The sequence below is a fragment of the Intrasporangium calvum genome, assembly GCF_028446585.1.
GTDB classification, from domain to species: domain Bacteria; phylum Actinomycetota; class Actinomycetes; order Actinomycetales; family Dermatophilaceae; genus Intrasporangium; species Intrasporangium calvum_A.
Window position 1 is genome coordinate 15570 of the sequence record NZ_JAPFQL010000033.1, and the last position, 20455, is coordinate 36024.

A 20455-nucleotide genomic window follows, 5' to 3' on the forward strand; every position below is an offset into this window, starting at 1 on the left:
GGTGTTTTTCGGTGAGCACCCGCCGATCGAGGCGAAGGGCGGCGACCATGGCGAGCATGGGTCGCCTCTCGAGTCGCGCACTCGCTCCCGTGTCCTGCACATGGTCTCGGCCGAGGGCCCGATCACCGCTGCCGAGCTGGGTCGCCACCTCGACCTGACGCCTGCGGCGGTGCGGCGCCACCTCGACGCCCTCGTGGAGCAGGGTGCCGTCGTGGAGCACGAGCCCTCGGGAGCCCGGCGCGGGCGTGGCCGACCGGCGCGCGCCTACGTCATCTCCGAGCAGGGTCACCGGGCCCTCGAGGCCGACTACGACTCGCTCGCCGTCGAAGTGCTGCGCTACCTCTCCGAGCACGCGGGGCCCCAGGCGGTCGCGGACTTCGCGCGGAGCCGCGTCGCCGCCCTCGAGGAGAGGTATGCCGCTGAGCTCGCTGCCACGGGCAGCGACCCGAGCGCTCGTGCTGCGACCCTCGTCGACCTGCTCTCGCGCGACGGCTTCGCCGCGTCGGCGCGGCCGGTGCAGGCCGGAGCCCTCGCCGGGGTCCAGCTGTGCCAGGGACACTGCCCGGTCCAGCACGCGGCCGAGCAGTTCCCGGCCTTCTGCGAGGCCGAGACCGACGCCTTCTCCCGCCTGCTCGGCGTGCACGTCCAGCGGCTCGCCACCCTCGCCGGCGGCGACCACGTGTGCACCACCTTCGTGCCCGCAACGGCCGTGGGACGGAAGACCCACGACGTCCCGGCTGTTGACCCAAGGGTGTCCCGCGCGGACGAGACGGGCGTCGCGGGGCAAGCCCAGCGGCATACGACCATCTCGAACGAACCAACCAAGGAAAGGTCCCGTTCATGACCACCCACATCGAAGAGCTGAACCCGGGCCTGAAGGACATCGGGCGCTACGAGTACGGCTGGGCCGACTCGGACGCCGCCGGCTCGTCTGCCCGGCGTGGGCTCAACGAGGAGGTCGTCCGCGACATCTCCGCCCGCAAGAGCGAGCCCGAGTGGATGACGAAGCTGCGGCTCAAGGGCCTGTCCCTGTTCGAGAAGAAGCCGATGCCGGCCTGGGGTTCGGACCTCACCGGGATCGACTTCCAGAACATCAAGTACTTCGTGAAGTCCACCGAGAAGCAGGCGACCACCTGGGACGAGCTCCCGGAGGACATCAAGACCACGTACGACCGGCTCGGCATCCCCGAGGCCGAGAAGCAGCGCCTCGTCGCCGGGGTGGCCGCGCAGTACGAGTCCGAGGTCGTCTACCACCAGATCCGTGAGGACCTCGAGGCGCAGGGCGTCATCTTCCTCGACACCGACACGGCGCTGAAGGAGCACGAGGACCTCTTCCGCGAGCACTTCGCCACGGTGATCCCGGCCGGCGACAACAAGTTCGCCTCGCTCAACACGGCGGTCTGGTCCGGCGGTTCCTTCATCTACGTCCCGCCGGGCGTCCACGTCGACATCCCGCTGCAGGCCTACTTCCGGATCAACACGGAAAACATGGGCCAGTTCGAGCGGACCCTGATCATCGCCGACGAGGGCTCCTACGTGCACTACGTCGAGGGCTGCACCGCGCCGATCTACAAGTCCGACTCGCTGCACTCCGCGGTCGTCGAGATCATCGTCAAGAAGAACGCCCGCGTGCGCTACACGACCATCCAGAACTGGTCCAACAACGTCTACAACCTCGTCACCAAGCGCGCCACGTGCGAGGCCGGGGCGACGATGGAGTGGGTCGACGGCAACATCGGCTCCAAGGTGACGATGAAGTACCCGGCCGTCTTCCTCATGGGTGAGCACGCCAAGGGCGAGACGCTCTCGATCGCCTTCGCCGGCGAGGGCCAGCACCAGGACACCGGTTCCAAGATGGTGCACGCCGCTCCCAACACGAAGAGCTCGATCATCAGCAAGTCCGTCGCCCGAGGCGGTGGCCGCGCGTCCTACCGCGGGCTCGTGCAGGTGCTCGAGGGCGCCTCTCACTCCGCGTCGACCGTGCGCTGTGACGCGCTGCTCGTCGACACGATCAGCCGGTCCGACACCTACCCCTACGTCGACATCCGCGAGGACGACGTCTCGATGGGCCACGAGGCGACCGTCTCGAAGGTCTCCGAGGACCAGCTGTTCTACCTCATGTCCCGCGGCATGGCCGAGGACGAGGCCATGGCCATGATCGTGCGCGGGTTCATCGAGCCCATCGCGCGCGAGCTGCCGATGGAGTACGCCCTCGAGCTCAACCGCCTCATCGAACTCCAGATGGAAGGAGCCGTCGGCTGATGTCCGTTGCCGACACGCTTGCCGAGTCCGCCGACGCGATCGCGCAGGGCACGGGAAAGACCCACGTCGACCCTGCTGTCGCGCGCGGTTTCGTGCCCGAGCAGTCCCGCGCCGAGCGCACCGCGTCGTTCGACCTCGCCGACTTCGCCGTGCCCAAGGGCCGCGAGGAGGAGTGGCGCTTCACCCCGGTGAAGAAGCTCGCCGCCCTGCTCGCCGAGGGCACCAGCCCCGCCCTCGACTGGGCCGTCGACCTCACCGACGGCGTCACCACGACCACCATCTCCGCGGACGAGGCGCGGGGGCTCGGCATCCTGCCCCCGCAGGACCGCGCCGCCGCCGTGGCCGCGGCCGGGGCGCCCTCGGTGCTCCTCGTCGAGGTCGCCGCCGAGGCTGAGCTCGACGCGCCGGTCCGCCTGCGCCTCGACGGGACGGGAGTCGACGGGGCGGCCCACGCCCACGTCGTCATCCGCGCCGGCCACCACTCCCGGGCCACGGTCGTCATCGACCACCAGGGCTCCGGGCAGCTGACCGAGCTCGTGTCCGTGCTCACCGAGGACGCGTCCGACCTGACGGTCGTCGCCGGCCAGCGGTGGGACGACGACGCGATCCACCTCGCCCAGCACGACGCCCTGGTGGGCCGCGACTCGACCTACCGGCACATCTCCGTGACGCTCGGTGGCGCGATCGTCCGCCTCAACGCCAACGTCCGCTACGCCGGTCCGGGCGGCGACGCGACGCTCCTCGGCGTCTACTTCGCCGACTCGGGCCAGCACCTGGAGCACCGGTCCTTCGTCGACCACAACGCCGCGCACTGCAAGAGCCACGTCACCTACAAGGGTGCGCTCCAGGGCGAGACGGCCCGCACCGTGTGGGTCGGCGACGCGCTGATCCGCGCGGCGGCCGAGGGCACCGACACCTACGAGCTCAACCGCAACCTCATCCTCACCGACGGCGCCCGCGCCGACTCGGTGCCCAACCTCGAGATCGAGACGGGCGAGATCGAGGGCGCCGGACACGCCTCGGCGACGGGCCGCTTCGACGACCTGCAGCTCTTCTACCTGCAGGCCCGCGGTATCCCAGAGGAAGAGGCCAAGCGCCTCGTCGTGCGGGGCTTCTTCGCCGACATCGTCCGCGAGATCCCCCTCGCCGACCTCCGGGACGAGGTGAGCGCCGCCATCGAGGAGGAGCTCGCCACGACCGCCTACGCCGCGCCCACCGGTGCGGCCACCGACCACTCGCTCGACAGCACCAAGGAGAACTGACCCACATGAGCACGCTCGAGATCAAGGGACTCACCGTCTCGGTGGAGACCGAGGACGGCCCCAAGGAGATCCTGCGCGGGGTCGACCTCACCGTGAAGTCGGGGGAGACCCACGCCATCATGGGGCCCAACGGCTCCGGCAAGTCGACGCTCGCCTACAGCGTCGCCGGCCACCCGAAGTACACCGTCACCGGCGGCACGGTGACGCTCGACGGCGAGGACGTCCTGTCCATGAGCGTCGACGAGCGCGCCCGGGCGGGGCTCTTCCTCGCCATGCAGTACCCGGTCGAGGTGCCCGGCGTCACGGTGAGCAACTTCCTGCGCACCGCCAAGACCGCCATCGACGGCGAGGCCCCCAAGCTGCGCACCTGGGTCAAGGACATGAAGGGTGCCATGGCCAACCTGCGCATGGACCCGGCCTTCGCCGAGCGCAACGTCAACGAGGGCTTCTCCGGTGGTGAGAAGAAGCGCCACGAGATCCTCCAGCTCGAGCTGCTCCGACCCAAGATGGCCATCCTCGACGAGACCGACTCCGGCCTCGACGTCGACGCGCTGAAGGTCGTCTCCGAGGGTGTCAACCGCGCCAAGGTGGACAACGACCTCGGCGTCCTGCTGATCACGCACTACACGCGCATCCTGCGCTACATCAAGCCCGACTTCGTCCACGTGTTCGTCGACGGCCGGATCGTCGAGGAGGGCGGTCCCGAGCTGGCCGACCGCCTCGAGGAAGAGGGCTACGACCGCTACGCGACGGCTGCCGCCGTCGAGGGCGTCTGAGAGGTCCGATCGAGATGAGCTCTGCCGCAACGCCGCACGTCGGCGCCTTCACGGACGAGGAGGTCGCCGCGATCCGAGCTGACTTCCCCATCCTGTCGCGCACCGTGCGCGACGGCAGGCCCCTCGTCTACCTCGACTCCGGGGCCACGTCGCACAAGCCGACTGCGGTCCTCGATGCCGAGCGGGCCTTCTACGAGCAGCACAACGCGGCGGTCCACCGCGGTGCACACCAGCTCGCGGAGGAGGCCACGGACGACTTCGAGGCGGCCCGGGAGACCATCGCCCGCTTCATCGGTGCGCCCTCCGACGAGGTCGTCTTCACGAAGAACGCCACCGAGGCGCTCAACCTCGTCGCCTACGCGTTCTCCAACGCGGCCCCGACCGACGACCCGAAGGACGACCGGTTCGTCCTCGGGGTCGGTGACGAGATCCTCGTCACCGAGATGGAGCACCACGCCAACCTCGTGCCGTGGCAGGAGCTGGCGCGACGGACCGGGGCGACGCTCCGGTGGATCCCGGTCGGGGCGGACGGGGCGCTCGATCTGTCCGACCTGGACTCGCTGCTGACCGAGCGGACCAAGGTCTCCGCCCTGGCCCATGTCTCCAACGTGCTGGGCACGATCAACCCCGTGTCCGAGCTCGCCGAGCGCGCCCACGCGGTGGGAGCGCTCGTCGTGGTCGACGCCTGCCAGTCGGTGCCACACCTGCCGGTCGACGTCGCGACGCTCGGCGCCGACTTCATCGCCTTCAGCGGCCACAAGCTCTACGGTCCGATGGGGATCGGCGTCCTCTGGGGTCGGGCCGAGCTGCTCGACGTCATGCCGCCCTTCCTCACCGGCGGCTCGATGATCGAGCTCGTCACGATGGAGCGCTCGACGTGGGCGCCGGCGCCGCAGAAGTTCGAGGCCGGCGTCCCGAATGCCGCCCAGGCCGTCGGGCTCGCCGCAGCGGTCCGCTGGATCGAGGCGATCGGACTGGCGCGGATCCAGGAGCACGAGGGCGCCCTGGTCGACGAGCTGCTCGCCGGCCTCGAGGAGCGCCCGTGGGTGAGGGTCGTCGGCCCACCGCGGGGCGTGCCCCGAGGCGGGGCGGTCGCCTTCGTCGTCGAGGGCGTGCACGCACACGACGTCGGGCAGGTGCTCGACGACGCGGGAGTCGCGGTGCGCGTCGGTCACCACTGCGCCTGGCCGCTCCACCGCGCCCTCGACGCCGCTGCGACGACGCGCGCCTCCTTCGCCGTGCACAGCACCCGCGAGGAGGTCGCCGCCCTGCTCGAGGCGCTCGACCGCGTGCCGGTCATCTTCGGTCTCGACGTCGCCACTCCGGCGGGGGTGGCCTGAGATGGACCTCTACCAGGAGCTCATCCTCGAGCACTCCAAGCGCCCGCACCACGCCGGCCTGCGCGAGCCCTTCACCGCCGAGGTGCACCACATCAACCCCACCTGCGGTGACGAGGTGACTCTGCGGGTCGCGGTCTCGGAGGACGGCGGTGAGGCGGTCGTCCAGGACCTCTCCTACGACGCCAAGGGCTGCTCCATCTCGGTGGCCTCGTCGTCCGTCCTGGCTGACGAGGTGATCGGCCGTCCCGTGTCCGAGGCCCTCGAGACCGTCGAGGCGATGCGCACCATGCTCACCTCCAAGGGCAAGGTCGCCGGCGACGAAGAGGTCATCGGCGACGGTGTCGCCTTCGCCGGCGTCGCCAAGTACCCCGCCCGGGTCAAGTGCGCCCTGCTCGGCTGGACCGCCTTCACCGACGCCCTCGCCCGATCCGGCCAGGACATCGCGCGGCCGCGCACGACGACCAGCCCGCTATCCAGCTCAGCCAAGCCCACGACCACGGGAGCCACGTCATGACCGCCCAGACCACCCCTGCGAACGTCGCGGACGTCGAGGAGGCGATGCGCGACGTCGTCGACCCCGAGCTCGGCATCAACGTCGTCGACCTCGGCCTCGTCTACGGCATCACCGTCGACTCGCAGTCGCACGCCGTCATCGACATGACCCTGACCTCGGCCGCGTGCCCGCTGACCGACGTCATCGAGGACCAGACGGCCCAGGCGCTCGAGGGGCTCGTGGCCTCCCACCGGATCAACTGGGTCTGGATGCCGCCATGGGGTCCGGACAAGATCACCGAGGACGGCCGCGAGCAGCTGCGCGCCCTCGGCTTCAACCTCTGATCGTCGGCCCGATACCTCGCCGACCGTGACCCGTGTCGTCGAGGTCGAGCCCGAGCGGCTCGACCGGTGGCTCGCCGGGTTCGCGGAGCGCCACGGACCCTTTGACGCCACCCGCGAGGACACCGCGGGTGGCGTCGTCGTCCGCGCCGAGGCGCCCGACGGTGCGACCGCCGTCGCGACGCCGTTCGCCCACGACCCGCTGGGGATCGTCCTGGTCCGCCGCGGTGGCTATGCCGTGGCGCTCGCGGCAGGCGGGCGCCTGGGGGAGAGCAAGGTCGGCAGGCGACACGTCCAGTCCCGGACGGCAGCGGGCGGCTGGTCCCAGCAGCGGTTCGCCAGGCGGCGCGGCAAGCAGGCCGACGAGCTCGTCGTCGCCGTCGTGGGACACGCACGGCGGATCCTGCTCGGTGATGACGAATCTCCCGCTGCGGGGGCGGCGGGGTTGCCTCGTGCCCTGGTCATCGGCGGCGACCGAGCCCTGGTCCAGCAGGTGCTCGAGGCCCCCGCGCTGCGGTCGTTGCAGGGCCTGCCGGTGCGCGAGCTCTACGACCTTCCCGATCCGCGCCGGGACGTCCTCGAGACGGCCCTGCGGCGCGGCCGGAGCTACCGGATCGCCATCACCGACCCGCCTGCGGCCTGAGGGCGCCTCAGCTGACGGACTCGACTCCGAACGTGTTGCACTGGTTGATGTCGCCCGTCTCCCAGCCCTGGTTGAACCAGCTCATCCGGGCCTCGGCGGAACCGTGGGTCCAGTTCTCGGGGGTGACGCGGCCCTGCATCTTCTCCTGGATGCGGTCGTCACCGACGGCGGCGGCAGCGGACATGGCCGACCGGATGTCGTCCTGGGTGATCGGCTTGAGCAGCGGCGTGCCGTTCGCGTCCGTCGTCTCGGTGGCGTGCTTGACCCACGTGCCTGCGAGGCAGTCGGCCATCAGCTCGATCCGCACCGCGCCGGAGTTCGGGCCCTGCGGGTCCTGCTGGGCGCGGTTGAGGATGCCGAGGAGGTTCTGGACATGGTGGCCGTACTCGTGCGCGATGACGTACTCCTTGGCGAGCTGCCCACCGTCGGCCCCGAACTTGCTCTCCAGCTCCTGGAAGAAGCTGGCGTCGACGTAGACCTTCGAGTCGAGCGGGCAGTAGAACGGACCGACCTGCGAGCTGGCCGTCCCACAGCCGGACTGGACCTGGCCCTCGTAGATGACGGTCCGCGCCATCTCGTAGTTGACCTGGTACTTCGGGAGCGTCTTGGTCCAGTAGTCGTTGGCGCTGTTGACCGTCGCGATGATGAGGCAGACGTCGTCCTTGTTGGCGTCCGCACCGGTCTTGCACTGGGAGAACTCGGACTCGGAGACCTGCCCGGCCGCCCCCACCTGCTCCGGCTGGAGCTGCTGCGAGGGCAGGCCGCCGCCTGAGCCGCTGCCCCCCGAGTCGCCCCCGAGGATGTTGCCTCCGCCGAAGATGAGCATGAGCACGAGCAGGATGAGGCCGCCGATGCCGCCCCCGACCTGGATGCCGCCGGGGAAGTTGCCGCCGCCACCGCCGCCACGCCCGAAGCCGCCGCCACCGCCGCTCTGGACCTGCGAGGTGTCGAGCTGGGCGTTCTCGTTGAAGCTCATGTCACGCTCCTGATGGAGATTGGGTCCGAGACGTCCCGGACCGTCGCTGCGTCAACCCTAGTCACCGCCACGTACCCAGAGTGAGCACCCGGCGATCGCATGTCGTCACTCGATGACGACAGCATCGGGGTAGGCGGTGGTCAGGCGCATGCGCACCGGGACGATGTCGCCGACCAACGGGGGAGTGACTCCTGCAGGGAGCGTGAGGAGGCTGCACTGCATGTGCGGCGGCTCGGCGAACCGCGGCATGGTGCCACTCACCGTGAAGGGAGACCGGACCCGGTGCGCGGCCTCGAGCATGCCCTCGGCGACGGCGATGGCGCGGCTCCGGGCCGTCGCCGCAGAGGCAGGAGACTCCATGGCCACCCCGTGGGAGGTGCCCCCGCTGACGACGACGAGATGACCGGCCGGCTGGGGCCGCTGACGGTAGCCCACCCGGTCGCCCTTGGACAGGGGGCGCACGTCGAGGACGTGGGCCCTGACCTCATAGGCCGAACGGTCCGCGAGCCACAGGTCGGTGCCGACCCGCGCGGCGAAGCGGTGCTCCGGGAAGCGATGCCGGAGCGCTGCCACCTCGTCGGAGGTCGTGTGCGAGACGAAGAAGGGCCGGATGCCGCCGACCGCCTCGACGAAGCGACTGATCTCGTCGATGTGGCCCGAGCCGAGTGGCAGGTGGAGCGTCACGCCCTCCCCGTGCCCGGCCGCCATGAGGTCGCCCACCTTCTCGACCGGGGCGCCGAAGCGACCCATCGAGGTCAGGCCCTCGACGACGACGCGCGCAGCGGCGTTGGCGACCAGCAGCGCATCGAGGTCCACGCGCGCAGTGATGGTGTGCACGAGGCGGCCCTCGCCGACCTGAGGGAGACCGGCATGGATGGCGGCTCGGAACGGCTCCATGACCAGGACGTCACCAGGGAAACCAGCGAGCGCACCGGGCACCTCGGCATACGTTCCCACCGCCACCATGGGGACGCGCAGCCGGCTGGCCTCTGCGTAGAGCGTCGCCGGCCCGAACCCGTAGCCGTTTCCCTTGATCACCGGGACGAGGCCAGGGTTTGCAGCGAGCGCAGCGTCCTGGGCGGCGCGCCACTTGGCGCCGTCGACGTGCAGTGTCAGGGCCACGGCGTCACCTGCGCTTCATGTAGAGGTCGAAGGCTGCGTAGAGGACCCGGTTGAGGGGGAGGTCCCACTCACCGGCGAGCCGCACCGCCTCGCCGCCGGTCCCGACCTTGAACCGGATGAGGCCGATGTGCGGGTTGTCCTCCGCGACGGTGTTGGTGATGCCCCGCAGGTCGTAGGTGGTGGCGCCCGCGGCCAGGGCGTCCCGCATCATCTGCCACTGGATCGCCGTGGAGCCCTGCAGCTCGCGTTTGGCAGCCGTGGACGCGCCGTAGGAGTACCAGGCATGCTCGCCGACGCGGATGAAGACCGTGGCCGCAAGGACGTCGCCCTCGTGCTCGGCGAGGTAGACGCGGATCCGGTCCGGGTCCTCGCTCGACATGACGCGGTACATCCGCTCGAAGTACTCGACCCCGCGAGGGGTGAACCGGTCCCGCTCCGCAGTCTCGAGGTAGACCCGGTGGAAGGTCCCGATGTCGCTCGCGTCCCCGATCCGGACGGTGACGCCGTTCTTCTGGGTCTTCTTGATGTTGCGCCGCCACAGCTGGTTCATCCCCGCGAGCAGGTCGGCCTCCGAGCGACCCGCGAGGGGGACCTGGAAGACGTACTCCGGCTGGCCGGCGGAGAAGCCGTCCTCCGGCGAGAGGTGCTTGAACCCGAGTCGGCGGAGCGTCTCGACGACAGAGGTGCCCACCGGCTCGACGACGTCTGGAGTGGCCTGGTCGTAGCGGGTCGTCGCGGGGTCGCTGATCGCTGCCTTGATCGTGGGGGCCTGCCAGCGGTGGGTCGGGACCGGGGGACCGATCCGAAGGGCGAAGGCGCCCTTGGCCTTGAGATGGTCCCGGAGCGCCCGGAGCAGCTCCACGAGCCGAGGCGAGTCCCAGGCGATGCACGGACCCTCGGGAAGGTAGGCGAGCGAACGGCCGACCTTCGGCAGGCTCCGGTGCAGGACGAGGGCAGCCCCGACCATCGTCTCCCCGTCGAACCAGCCGATCGACTCGTGCCGCCAGTCGGTCTTGACGTCCCCCCAGGCGGGTGTCTGCAGGAAGCTTGCCGACGGCTGCGTCTGCAGCCAGGCGAGGTGCTCGTCGGCGCTGATGTCGCGGACGGTTATCGGGGCGCTCACGGAGCGTCACGCTACCGGAGGCGAGCAGATCGGGCGGCAGGTGCCGCCGCGTCTCCGCCCGGCCCTCGTAGCGACCCGGGCCCACCTCAGCCGTCAGCTCCTGCGCGTCCTGCGCGCGCTAGTCCGTCGAGAGCACGCCGCCCACGCTGGCAGAATGGAGGGGTTGCCAAGCCGCTGACGCATTGCGGCACCAGAGAGGATTCGCCGTGATCGTCGCCACCGGGATCGAGCTGCGCGCGGGCGCGCGCCTGCTGCTCGAGGACGCCAGCTTCCGCATCGACGCCGGGGACCGGATCGGTCTGGTCGGGCGCAACGGCGCGGGGAAGACCACCTTGACCAAGGTGCTGGCGGGGGAGGGGCAGCCGGCCGCAGGGACGGTGACCCGCACCGGGGCCGTCGGCTACCTGCCCCAGGACCCGCGCACGGGAGACCTCGAGATCCTCGCGCGCGACCGGATCCTGTCAGCCCGCGGGCTGGACGAGATCGTCCGCCGCCGAGCGGCCGCCGAGGAGCGGATGGCGAGCGAGGACGACAAGCTGCGCGAGAAGGCGATGCGGCAGTACACCCGGCTCGAGGTCGAGTTCGAGGCAGCCGGCGGCTATGCAGCCGAGTCGGAGGCAGCGGCCATCGCCAGCGCCCTCGGGCTCGACGAGCGGATCCTGACCCAGCCCCTCAGGACTCTGTCGGGAGGTCAGCGACGCCGCGTCGAGCTCTCGCGAATCCTCTTCTCCGGCAACGAGACCCTGCTGCTGGACGAGCCGACCAACCACCTCGACGCGGACTCGATCGTCTGGCTGCGCGAGTACCTGCGCGGCTACAAGGGCGGACTGATCGTCATCAGCCACGACGTGGAGATGCTCGACGCGGTGGTCAACAAGGTCTACCACCTGGACGCCAACCGATCCGCGCTCGACGTCTACAACATGGGCTGGAAGACCTACCTCCAGCAGCGCGAGACGGATGAACGGCGCCGCAAGCGCGAGCTGGCCAACGCCCACAAGAAGGCGAGCGCCCTGCTGGCCCAGGCCGACAAGATGCGCGCCAAGGCGACCAAGGCAACTGCCGCACAGAACATGGCCAAGCGGGCCGAGCGGCTCCTCGCGGGGGTCGAGGGTGAGCGGGTGCAGGACAAGGTCGCCAAGCTGCGCTTCCCGAAGCCGGCGCCGTGCGGCAAGACGCCGCTGCGTGCGTCGGGGCTGTCGCGGTCGTACGGCTCACTCGAGGTCTTCACCGACGTCGACCTCGCCATCGACAGGGGGAGCAAGGTCGTCGTGCTGGGCCTCAACGGTGCCGGCAAGACGACGTTGCTGCGGATGCTGGCCGGGGTGGACGAGCCCGACACCGGCGAGGTGGAACCCGGGCACGGGCTCAAGCTCGGCTACTACGCGCAGGAGCACGAGAACCTCGACGTCGACCGCACCGTGCTGCAGAACATGAAGTCGGCCGCGCCCGACCTCGGCGAGACGGACGTGCGCAAGGTGCTCGGCTCCTTCCTCTTCTCCGGCGACGACGTCGAGAAGCCGGCCGGAGTGCTCTCCGGCGGCGAGAAGACGCGCCTGTCCCTGGCCATGCTCGTCGTGTCGGCGGCCAACGTGCTCCTCCTCGACGAGCCGACCAACAACCTCGACCCCGCCTCCAGAGCGGAGATCCTGGGAGCGCTTTCGACGTACGAGGGTGCCGTGGTCCTGGTCACGCACGACGAGGGCGCCGTCGACGCCCTCGAGCCCGAGCGGATCCTCCTCCTGCCCGATGGGGTGGAAGATCTCTGGGGGCCGGACTACAAGGACCTCATCGCCCTCGCCTGAACATAATAGAAAGTGATCATCCAGATAATGGATGGTTATTGTATCTGGCGGGGCATCCCACGACACTTCAAGGCATGCCGACCTACCACCTCGCGTGCCCGTACTGCGGCGGGGACGACCTGAGTCCCTTCCCGGACCCCATGTCGGCGTGGTCCTGTCTCGACTGCCTCCGGATCCTGCGCGTCGAGCTCGCCCAGCCGGCCACGGTGTCGGGCTGGGGCGTCCTCCGCGCGGTCCAGCCCGGCGCCACCGCGGCGGCCTGAGGACCGTCCGGGCACCCAAGGGCGGCCTCCCGCCCATCGAGCCCAGCGGCATACGACCTGGTCGCCGCCACCCCGGGGAATCGTTGTCACCGGCTTGCGGTTGGATCGGAGGACGAAGGAGGACCCGCCTTGGGGATGCAGCCGTGGATGATGATGCGGTCGCTGTCGCGCGACCGCAGCGTGGCCGAGCACACCTTGGCCCCCGGCACGTGGCGCCGCGTCCTCTCATACGCCACGCCGTACCGGCCCACGATCGTCGCCTTCCTCGGCATCGTCATCGTCAACTCGATCCTCGTCGTCACCGTGCCCCTCCTGCTCAAGGCGCTCGTCGACGACGGCGTCATCCCGAAGGACTCCGACGTCGTCGTCCGGCTCGCCCTCGTCGTGGCGGCCATCGCGGTCTTCGACGCCCTGCTCAGCATCGTCCAGCGCTGGTTCTCGTCACGGATCGGTGAGGGGCTGATCAAGGACCTGCGCACCGAGGTCTTCGCCCACGTGCTGCGGCAGCCGATCGCGTTCTTCACCCGGGCGCAGACCGGCTCCCTCGTCTCGCGGCTCAACAGCGACGTCATCGGCGCGCAGCAGGCCTTCACCTCGGTCCTGTCCAACGTCGTCAGCAACATCGTCTCCGTCGTCCTCGTGATCGGCGCCATGCTTGCCCTGTCCTGGCAGCTGACCCTCGGCTCCCTGCTGCTGGTCCCGCTCTTCCTGATCCCCGCCAAGCTGATGGGCCGCCGACTCGCCGCCCTCGCCGCGCGGCAGATGACGCTCAACGCCGACATGGGCACGCGGATGACGGAGCGGTTCAACGTCGCCGGAGCGCTGCTCGTCAAGCTCTTCGGTGACCCGGTGCGCGAGGCGGCGGAGTACGACGAGCGGGCGAGCCGCGTCCGTGACGTCGGCATCCAGATCGCCATCAACCGCACGATCTTCATGGCGGCCCTGACGCTGGTCGCGGCCCTCGCGACGGCCATGGTCTACGGTTTCGGCGGCCTGATGGCCGTCAGCGGCAGCCTCTCCGTCGGCACCCTCCTCGCCCTGGCCGCTCTGCTCGCGCGGCTCTACGGGCCCCTGACGTCGCTGTCCAACGTGCGGGTCGACATCATGACCGCCCTCATCTCGTTCGAGCGTGTCTTCGAGGTGCTCGACCTCAAGCCGCTGGTCGACGAGGAGCCCGGCGCCCGACCGCTCCCGCAGGGCGCGCTCCGGGTCGAGCTGGACCACGTCTCCTTCCGCTACCCCTCCGCCGACGAGGTCTCCCTCGCGTCGCTCGAGGCGACCGCCAGCGGGGACCGCCGCGCCGGGGGGCCGGTGCTGCACGACATCAGCCTGTCCATCGAGCCCGGCCAGCTGGTGGCCCTCGTCGGTCCGTCCGGAGCCGGCAAGACGACGCTGACCGCCCTCGTGAGCCGCCTCTACGACCCGTCCAGCGGCGTCGTGCGGGTGGGCGGCCTCGACCTGCGCGCCGTCACACTCTCGTCGCTGCGCGGCCGGCTCGGCATGGTGACCCAGGAGGCGCACCTCTTCCACGACACCATCCGGGCCAACCTGCTCTATGCCCGTCCCGACGCGACCGAGGAGGAGATGGCCCAGGCACTGCGCGCCGCCCAGATCAGCGACCTCGTCGACGACCTCCCCGAGGGCCTCGACACCGTCGTGGGCGATCGTGGACACCGACTCAGCGGCGGCGAGAAGCAGCGCCTGGCGATCGCCCGCCTGCTGCTCAAGGCCCCCGACGTCGTCGTGCTCGACGAGGCCACCGCCCACCTGGACTCCGAGTCCGAGGTGGCGGTCCAACGCGCCCTCGACGCGGCCCTGACCGGTCGCACCTCCATCGTCATCGCACACCGGCTCTCGACCATCCGCCAGGCCGACCTCATCGTGGTGCTCGACCACGGACGGGTCGTCGAGACGGGCCGCCACCTCGAGCTGCTCGCTGCCGGTGGCCTCTACGCCGACCTGCACGCGACGCAGTTCGCCGACTCGCCGCGGCCAGCGGACGCGCCCGGCGACGCGGTCGTCGTGCCCGCTGGACCGGCCCTCACCTGACAGCAGGACGGTCCCCCGAGGCCGGAAGACCGAGCGGCCTTCAGGCGTCCTCCTCGTCCCAGATCCGCACCTTCTTCGGCTTCGGGGCGGCAGCGGTCGCGCCCTCGCCGGACTGGACCACCTGCCGCCGGATGGCGAAGAAGACGAAGACCAGCCCGGCCGGCATCGTGATCCACCACTGGATCGCGTAGGCCTGATGCGGGCCGAGCCCCTCGTCCGGGCGGGGGAGCGGCGACACCGGGTGCTCCCCAGCGGGAGCCGCCGGGGCCTGGTCGCCGAGCACGACGTAGACGTCGACAGGGCTGACGGCAGGCACCCGGGCCCGGACGTCGGCGATGCTGATGCTGGCCAGCTGCGGGGCGGGAACGTCGCGCCCGAGGTCCGGCTCGCCGGTGCGCAACCAGCCGACGACCTCCACCTCACCCGAGGGGGGCGGGTCTGCCTCGGGGGTCGTCTCGGCGTTCTGGGCGTTGGGCACCCAGCCCCGGTCGACGAGCACGGTGCCGCCGTCGGTCACGAAGGGGGTCAGCACCTCGAAGCCCACGGTGCGCTCGCGGGTGCGGTTGCGCACCAGCTGCTCACCCTGCGGCAGGTAGGTGCCCGTGAGGCGAACTCTCGTCCACTGGTCCTCCGGGGCGAGACGACCGCCTCCAGGGGCCGGCAGCACCGTGCCCAGCGACACCGCGGCAGCGTCGTAGTTCTGCTCGATCGCGGTCACCTTGGTGCGCTGCTCGACGTGCCGGCTCCACTGCCACGACCCGAGCGTCCAGCAGGCGACGCCGAAGAGGATGGCGACCACCGTCGAGAGAAGCCATCGAGAAGTAAGCCAGAGCCGGAGCACGGCACGACGCTACCCGCCTTAGAGTGGTGGTCATGACGCGCCTTCCGGATCCCACCGTCCGGCCTGCCGAGGGGATCGGCAGGCCGGCTGGCCAGACCGGCTTGCGTGACCAGTTCGGTCGCGTGGCCCGGGACCTTCGCGTCTCCGTGACCGACCGCTGCAACCTGCGTTGCACCTACTGCATGCCGGCCGAGGGCCTGCCCTGGATGCCCAAGGCCGAGATGCTGACAGACGGGGAGATGCTGCGGCTCATCGGGCTCTTCGTTCGTGACGGGGTGACCCAGGTGCGTCTCACCGGTGGAGAGCCGCTCCTGCGGCGCTCCCTCGTCGAGCTCGTCGAGGGCATCGCCGCGCTCGAGCCGCGCCCGCGGATCGCCATGACGACCAACGGGGTGGGCCTCGACCGGGTCGCCCACCGGCTCGCGGCCGCGGGCCTCGACCGGGTCAACGTCAGCCTCGACACCATCGACTCCGAGACCTTCACCCGGCTGACCCGCCGCGACCGCCTCGGCGACGTCGAGCTCGGTCTCAAGGCCGCGGCCGACGCCGGCCTGACTCCGGTCAAGGTCAACGCCGTCACGATGCGCGGGGTCAATGACAGCGCCGTCGCCGATGTGCTCCAGTGGTGCCTCGAGCGGGGCTACGAGCTGCGCTTCATCGAGCAGATGCCGCTCGACGCCCAGCACGCCTGGGACCGCGGTGACATGGTCACGGCCGACGAGATCCGCGCGACGCTGTCCCAGCGCTACTCGCTGACGCCGTTGCCCGTGGCCGAGCGCGGCAGCGCCCCGGCCGAGCGGTTCCTCGTGGACGGTGGCCCCGAGACCGTCGGGATCATCGCGAGCGTGACGGCGCCGTTCTGTGGTGCCTGCGACCGGACCCGCCTCACCGCAGACGGCCAGGTCCGAAACTGCCTCTTCTCCCGCACCGAGACGGACCTGCGGACCCCCCTGCGCGACGGGGCCACGGACGACGAGCTGCTCGACCTGATGCGCGGCGAGATGTGGCGCAAGCGGCGTGGCCACGGCATCGGGGACCCCGACTTCGTCCAGCCGGACCGCCCGATGTCGGCGATCGGCGGCTGACGCGCCCCCCCGAGCGGCGAAGACCCGGCGGCCTCAGCCGTCCGCTGCCGTCAGGGCGCCGACGGGGATGACCTCGAGCAGGAACCCGCGGACCCCGACGAAGTCGGCGAGCGACTGAGCGTGCGCGTCGCAGGCCAGCCAGACCTTGCGCCGGCCCTCGACGTGGATCTTGGGGTTGCGCCAGATGACGGCGTGCATCGCCTCGGCACGGCAGCCCTTCGCGCTGCACTGCCGGTCCGCGACCTCGGTCCCGCCCAACGGCCCGCTCACTGCCCGAGCCGGTTCGGGTCCGGCGGTGGGGTCACCGAGTGCGGGCTGACTGGCTCGATCTCGCCGGACTGGCGAGGGCGGACCGCGTTGGCGGTGACGACGGCGAAGTAGGGGAGCACGACGGCGCCGATGATCGCGGCCCACCGCAGCCAGCCGTCGGTGACGAAGATGAGGCCGAGGCAGGCGATCCGGATCCCCATCATCGTCAGGTAGCGCCGGACCCGCTGGTCCTGGTCGTCCGCGGGCGACGACGGCGCGGAGGTGACCGTGTGCACCACCGGTTTTCGCTTGTCATCTGCCACCCCTCCACCATAAGCCCGCCGGCCACGGCCGGAACCCGCCCCCTGGGACGGCGTCGTCGTACCCACGGGTAGTCCACTAGGTTCGGGGCTTGACCGGACGCGCCGGACTGCGGCGGAGTCCACCCGAACGCAGGCGAAGGAGACCAGGTGGCAGACACGCAGCCACGCAACGTGCTCGTCACGGGCGGCAACCGGGGGATCGGCCTGGCCATCGCCCGGGCGTTCCAGGCGGGCGGCGACCACGTCATCATCACGCACCGGTCGGGGGAGCCCCCCGAGGGTCTGCAGGCGGTCACGTGCGAGGTGACCGACACGGCGTCCGTCGACCAGGCGTTCGCGGCGGCCGAGGAGATCTTCGGCGGGCCGGTCGAGGTCCTGGTCGCCAACGCGGGGATCACCCGCGACACGCTGCTCATGCGGATGAGCGACGAGGACTTCGACACCGTCATCGACACCAACCTGGCGGGTGCGTTCCGGTGCGCCCGCCGCGCGGCGACCGGCATGATCCGCAAGCGCCGCGGCCGCATCATCCTCATCTCGAGCGTCGTCGGCCTCTACGGCTCCCCGGGCCAGACCAACTACGCCGCCTCCAAGGCGGGCCTCGTCGGCCTCGCCCGGTCGATCAGCCGTGAGCTCGGCGGGCGCGGCATCACCGCCAACGTCGTCGCCCCGGGCTTCATCGACACGGAGATGACCGCGGTCCTGCCCGACGAGCAGAAGAAGGCCTACCTCGCCAACATCCCCGCCGGCCGCTTCGCCACCCCCGAGGAGGTCGCGTCGGTCGTGCGGTTCGTCGCGAGCGACGACGCCGGCTACATCACGGGTGCGGTGATCCCCGTCGACGGAGGACTCGGCATGGGGCACTGACCCAGCCCAGCGGCATACGGCACCTGCTTTTCCGTATGCCGCTCAGCCGGCCCCCGCTCGCCCCTTGCCTTCCACACGAGAAAGTTACGAACAGACATGGGAATGCTCGAAGGAAAGAAGCTGCTCGTCACCGGCGTCCTCATGGACAGCTCGATCGCCTTCCACGTGGCCCGGCTGGCCCAGGAGGAGGGCGCGGAGGTCGTCCTGACGTCGTTCGGCCGGACGATGAAGATCACCCAGGCGATCGCGAAGCGGCTGCCCGTGACGCCGCCGATCGTCGAGCTCGACGTGGCGAACCAGGAGGACCTCGACTCGCTGGCCGACCGGGTCCGGGAGCACGTCGACCACCTCGACGGGGTGCTGCACTCCATCGGGTTCGCGCCGCAGGGCGCCTTCAACTTCATGGAGGGCACCTGGGAGGACGCGTCGACGGCCCTGCAGATCTCTGCCTACAGCCTCAAGGCCCTCGGCGTGGCCGCGCTGCCGCTGATGGCGCCGGGCGGCAGCATCGTCGGCCTGACCTTCGACGCGAAGTTCGCCTGGCCGGTCTATGACTGGATGGGCGTCGCCAAGGCCGCCTTCGAGGCCACGAACCGTTACCTGGCGCGGGACCTCGGCCCCAAGGGCATCCGCTGCAACCTCGTCGCGGCCGGCCCGATCCGCACCACCGCCGCCAAGTCGATCCCCGGTTTCCAGCACTTCGAGGAGGTCTGGGACGACCGGGCGCCGCTCGGCTGGGACGTCAACGACCCGGTGCCCGCGGCGCAGGCGTGCGCTGCGCTCCTGTCGGACTGGTTCCCGGCGACGACGGGCGAGATCCTCCACGTGGACGGCGGCGTCCACGCGATGGGTCAGTAGCTGACGCCCACCCGCTCCAGCCCGTTCGATGTGATCGATCGAGCAGTTTCTCGATCGATCACATCGATTCAGGCCGCGTCGCCGGGACGTCGCCGAGGTCGGCCTCCTCGATCTCCTCGCGCGTGATGCCGAGCAGGTAGAGCACCGAGTCGAGGTAGGGCACGTTGACACTCGTGTGCGCCTGCTCGCGCACGAGCGGCTTCGCGTTGAAGGCGACGCCGAGCCCGGCGATGGCGAGCATGTCGAGGTCGTTGGCCCCGTCGCCGATCGCGACGGTGCGGCTGAGCGGCAGGCCCTCGAGCGCCGCGAACTCCCGCAGCGCTGCCGCCTTGCCGGCCCGGTCGACGACGTCGCCGACCACCTGGCCCGTCAGCACGCCGTCGCGGATCTCGAGGCGGTTGGCGCGGGCGTGGTCGATGCCCAGCTCTGCGGCGAGGTCGCCGACGATCTCGATGAAGCCGCCGCTCACCAGCCCGACGGTGTAACCGAGCCGCTTGAGCGTGCGCACCAGGGTCCGCGCGCCGGGCGTGAGGACGATGTCGCGGCGGACCTCGGCCAGCACGGAGTCGGGCAGCCCCGCGAGTGTCGCCACCCGGGCGCGCAGCGACTGCTCGAAGTCGAGCTCGCCGGCCATCGCCCGCTCGGTCACCGCCGCGACCTCGGCCTCGCGGCCGCAGTGTGCCGCGAGCATCTCGATGACCTCCTGCTGGATCAGCGTGGAGTCGACGTCGAGGACGACCAAGCGGCGGCCGCGCCGGGCGAGGCCACCAGGGGCGACGGCGACGTCGATGCCGGCCGTGGCGGCGACGAGTCCGAGCTGGGCGCGCAGGGAGTCGACGTCGGCGCCGCTGATGTCGAACTCGACCGTGGTGACGGGATAGCGCGACAGGCGCCGGATCCGGTCGATGTTCGCGCCGTGCTCGGCGATCCGAGCCGTGATGAGCCCCACGGCGTCGGCCCGCAGCGGGGCTCCGAGGACGACGACGGCCGCGCGCCCGTGGCGCTGGCGAGCGTTGTCGCCCGTGGCCTCCACGACCGAGAGGGTGAGCCCGAGGCGATGGGCGACGACGGCTGCCGCGTCGCGCAGCGCGTCGGCGTGCTCGCCAGGGGCGAGGAGCAGCGCGAGGGTCAGGTGGCCGTGCACGGCGACCTGCTGGATGTCGAGGACCTCCGCCCCCGTGCCGCTCACGGCGCCCACGATCGCACTCGTGATGCCGGGCCGGTCCTCGCCGGTCACCGTGATGCTCAGGGTCCGCACGTCGTCACTCGTCACGGGACGAGGCTAGTCAGGTCAGCGCCGGGCACCGCGACCCATCCGCCATGCGACCGGTCACACCGGAGACGCGGTCGGGACCAGGGCAGGAGAGCGCACGAAGCGCGCGACCTCGATGCGCAGCGCCACCCGTTCCGGGTTCGGCCGCGGCGTCCGGTAGCGCACGGCGTAGCGCTCCTCGGCCCGACGGATCGACTCGGCGTCCGACCTCACCTCGGCCGTCCCCTCGAGGGTCGACCACCGGCGGCCGTCCACCTGACAGGCCGCGACCCGCGGGTCGGCCGCGGTGTGGATCGCCTTGAGCGACGTCCGGGACGTGATGACCCAGGCGCACTGCCATTCGACGTCGAGGGCCACGCCGACCGGCGTCACGTGCGGCCTGCCGTCCCTGCGCAGCGTCGTCAGGGTGCACAGATGGCGTTCGCTCCAGAACTCCAGAAGCGCTGCCGGGAAGTCGTCCCAGCCAGGTACCCACGAAGCCACGGGGTCATCCTCCCATTCGCG

The 20455-nt window shown here is 70.8% G+C and carries 22 protein-coding genes; 14 read left to right on the forward strand and 8 right to left on the reverse strand.

Annotated features, from left to right (window positions below; genetic code table 11):
- Position 1 precedes the first annotated feature (1 nt).
- Genes OO014_RS09035 through OO014_RS09070 form a run of 8 tightly spaced genes read left to right on the forward strand, consistent with a single transcriptional unit; the run spans position 2 to position 7117 of the window.
- Positions 2-844, forward strand: coding sequence for a helix-turn-helix transcriptional regulator (locus OO014_RS09035; protein ID WP_272461975.1), 843 nt, complete (start codon positions 2-4; stop codon positions 842-844).
- Positions 841-2262 carry a Fe-S cluster assembly protein SufB gene (gene sufB / locus OO014_RS09040; RefSeq protein ID WP_272461976.1) on the forward strand — a complete coding sequence of 474 codons (1422 nt, stop codon included), beginning with the start codon at positions 841-843 and terminating at the stop codon, positions 2260-2262. The genes OO014_RS09035 and sufB overlap by 4 nt, the downstream gene beginning before the upstream one ends.
- Positions 2262-3524 carry a Fe-S cluster assembly protein SufD gene (gene sufD / locus OO014_RS09045; RefSeq protein WP_272461977.1) on the forward strand — a complete coding sequence of 421 codons (1263 nt, stop codon included), beginning with the start codon at positions 2262-2264 and terminating at the stop codon, positions 3522-3524. Before sufB ends, sufD begins: the two co-directional genes overlap by 1 nt.
- Before the next feature lie 5 nt (positions 3525-3529).
- Complete coding sequence (gene sufC / locus OO014_RS09050; protein ID WP_272461978.1) at positions 3530-4300, forward strand: Fe-S cluster assembly ATPase SufC; 771 nt, start codon at positions 3530-3532, stop codon at positions 4298-4300.
- A 14-nt stretch (positions 4301-4314) separates the two neighbouring features.
- A complete protein-coding gene (locus OO014_RS09055) occupies positions 4315-5640 on the forward strand; it encodes a SufS family cysteine desulfurase (RefSeq protein ID WP_272461979.1) in 1326 nt (441 codons plus the stop codon).
- Between the two features lies 1 nt (position 5641).
- Positions 5642-6154, forward strand: coding sequence for a Fe-S cluster assembly sulfur transfer protein SufU (gene sufU, locus OO014_RS09060; protein ID WP_272461980.1), 513 nt, complete (start codon positions 5642-5644; stop codon positions 6152-6154).
- Positions 6151-6477, forward strand: coding sequence for a metal-sulfur cluster assembly factor (locus OO014_RS09065; protein ID WP_013492537.1), 327 nt, complete (start codon positions 6151-6153; stop codon positions 6475-6477). Before sufU ends, OO014_RS09065 begins: the two co-directional genes overlap by 4 nt.
- Before the next feature lie 25 nt (positions 6478-6502).
- On the forward strand, positions 6503-7117 hold the full coding sequence (locus OO014_RS09070; RefSeq protein ID WP_272461981.1) for an acVLRF1 family peptidyl-tRNA hydrolase: 615 nt from the start codon (positions 6503-6505) through the stop codon (positions 7115-7117).
- Positions 7118-7124: 7 nt separating this feature from the next.
- Here OO014_RS09070 and OO014_RS09075 read toward each other — a convergent pair whose 3' ends face one another.
- From OO014_RS09075 to OO014_RS09085, 3 genes are all read right to left on the reverse strand, one after another.
- A complete protein-coding gene (locus tag OO014_RS09075) occupies positions 7125-8093 on the reverse strand; it encodes a neutral zinc metallopeptidase (RefSeq protein ID WP_272461982.1) in 969 nt (322 codons plus the stop codon).
- A 105-nt stretch (positions 8094-8198) separates the two neighbouring features.
- The gene (locus OO014_RS09080) at positions 8199-9215 is read right to left on the reverse strand and encodes an alanine racemase (RefSeq protein ID WP_272461983.1); all 1017 of its coding nucleotides are present in this window, start codon (positions 9213-9215) and stop codon (positions 8199-8201) included.
- A 4-nt stretch (positions 9216-9219) separates the two neighbouring features.
- Entirely contained in the window at positions 9220-10338 is a 1119-nt protein-coding gene (locus OO014_RS09085) for a lipid II:glycine glycyltransferase FemX (RefSeq protein ID WP_272461984.1), read from the reverse strand.
- Between the two features lie 206 nt (positions 10339-10544).
- Here OO014_RS09085 and OO014_RS09090 point away from each other — a divergent pair, with 206 nt between their 5' ends.
- The 3 genes from OO014_RS09090 to OO014_RS09100 all read left to right on the forward strand — a co-directional run bounded on the left by OO014_RS09090 (position 10545) and on the right by OO014_RS09100 (position 14455).
- A complete protein-coding gene (locus OO014_RS09090; protein ID WP_272461985.1) occupies positions 10545-12143 on the forward strand; it encodes an ABC-F family ATP-binding cassette domain-containing protein in 1599 nt (532 codons plus the stop codon).
- 74 nt (positions 12144-12217) lie between these two features.
- On the forward strand, positions 12218-12406 hold the full coding sequence (locus tag OO014_RS09095; RefSeq protein WP_272461986.1) for a hypothetical protein: 189 nt from the start codon (positions 12218-12220) through the stop codon (positions 12404-12406).
- Between the two features lie 135 nt (positions 12407-12541).
- Complete coding sequence (locus OO014_RS09100) at positions 12542-14455, forward strand: ABC transporter ATP-binding protein (RefSeq protein WP_272462014.1); 1914 nt, start codon at positions 12542-12544, stop codon at positions 14453-14455.
- A 40-nt stretch (positions 14456-14495) separates the two neighbouring features.
- Here the strand turns inward: OO014_RS09100 and OO014_RS09105 are convergent, their stop codons facing one another.
- Positions 14496-15296 (reverse strand): SURF1 family protein, encoded by an 801-nt coding sequence (locus OO014_RS09105; protein ID WP_272461987.1) that lies wholly within the window; start codon positions 15294-15296, stop codon positions 14496-14498.
- 32 nt (positions 15297-15328) lie between these two features.
- Here OO014_RS09105 and moaA point away from each other — a divergent pair, with 32 nt between their 5' ends.
- Entirely contained in the window at positions 15329-16381 is a 1053-nt protein-coding gene (gene moaA, locus OO014_RS09110; RefSeq protein WP_272461988.1) for a GTP 3',8-cyclase MoaA, read from the forward strand.
- Positions 16382-16414: 33 nt separating this feature from the next.
- On the opposite strand, the gene OO014_RS09115 is transcribed toward moaA, so the two are convergent.
- Together OO014_RS09115 and OO014_RS09120 are read right to left on the reverse strand one after the other, a co-directional pair.
- Complete coding sequence (locus OO014_RS09115) at positions 16415-16651, reverse strand: hypothetical protein (RefSeq protein WP_272461989.1); 237 nt, start codon at positions 16649-16651, stop codon at positions 16415-16417.
- The gene (locus tag OO014_RS09120; protein WP_272461990.1) at positions 16648-16953 is read right to left on the reverse strand and encodes a DUF3099 domain-containing protein; all 306 of its coding nucleotides are present in this window, start codon (positions 16951-16953) and stop codon (positions 16648-16650) included. The genes OO014_RS09115 and OO014_RS09120 overlap by 4 nt, the downstream gene beginning before the upstream one ends.
- 147 nt (positions 16954-17100) lie before the next feature.
- Between OO014_RS09120 and OO014_RS09125 the strand changes: the two genes are divergently transcribed.
- A complete protein-coding gene (locus OO014_RS09125) occupies positions 17101-17820 on the forward strand; it encodes a beta-ketoacyl-ACP reductase (protein WP_272461991.1) in 720 nt (239 codons plus the stop codon).
- Positions 17821-17916: 96 nt separating this feature from the next.
- A complete protein-coding gene (fabI, locus tag OO014_RS09130; protein ID WP_272461992.1) occupies positions 17917-18678 on the forward strand; it encodes an enoyl-ACP reductase FabI in 762 nt (253 codons plus the stop codon).
- A 58-nt stretch (positions 18679-18736) separates the two neighbouring features.
- On the opposite strand, the gene serB is transcribed toward fabI, so the two are convergent.
- Both serB and OO014_RS09140 read right to left on the reverse strand, forming a co-directional pair.
- Positions 18737-19951: a phosphoserine phosphatase SerB gene (gene serB / locus OO014_RS09135; protein WP_272461993.1), complete on the reverse strand. Its 1215-nt coding sequence runs from the start codon at positions 19949-19951 to the stop codon at positions 18737-18739.
- Between the two features lie 57 nt (positions 19952-20008).
- Positions 20009-20434, reverse strand: coding sequence for a pyridoxamine 5'-phosphate oxidase family protein (locus tag OO014_RS09140; RefSeq protein WP_272461994.1), 426 nt, complete (start codon positions 20432-20434; stop codon positions 20009-20011).
- Between the last annotated feature and the right edge of the window lie 21 nt (positions 20435-20455).

Coding starts and splice junctions, on each gene's coding strand:
- sufB (WP_272461976.1), top strand. CDS start 841: ATGACCACCCACATCGAAGAGCTGAACCCGGGCCTGAAGGACATCGGG.
- sufD (WP_272461977.1), top strand. CDS start 2,262: ATGTCCGTTGCCGACACGCTTGCCGAGTCCGCCGACGCGATCGCGCAG.
- sufC (WP_272461978.1), top strand. CDS start 3,530: ATGAGCACGCTCGAGATCAAGGGACTCACCGTCTCGGTGGAGACCGAG.
- OO014_RS09055 (WP_272461979.1), top strand. CDS start 4,315: ATGAGCTCTGCCGCAACGCCGCACGTCGGCGCCTTCACGGACGAGGAG.
- sufU (WP_272461980.1), top strand. CDS start 5,642: ATGGACCTCTACCAGGAGCTCATCCTCGAGCACTCCAAGCGCCCGCAC.
- OO014_RS09065 (WP_013492537.1), top strand. CDS start 6,151: ATGACCGCCCAGACCACCCCTGCGAACGTCGCGGACGTCGAGGAGGCG.
- OO014_RS09075 (WP_272461982.1), bottom strand. CDS start 8,093: ATGAGCTTCAACGAGAACGCCCAGCTCGACACCTCGCAGGTCCAGAGC.
- OO014_RS09095 (WP_272461986.1), top strand. CDS start 12,218: ATGCCGACCTACCACCTCGCGTGCCCGTACTGCGGCGGGGACGACCTG.
- OO014_RS09100 (WP_272462014.1), top strand. CDS start 12,542: ATGCAGCCGTGGATGATGATGCGGTCGCTGTCGCGCGACCGCAGCGTG.
- moaA (WP_272461988.1), top strand. CDS start 15,329: ATGACGCGCCTTCCGGATCCCACCGTCCGGCCTGCCGAGGGGATCGGC.
- fabI (WP_272461992.1), top strand. CDS start 17,917: ATGGGAATGCTCGAAGGAAAGAAGCTGCTCGTCACCGGCGTCCTCATG.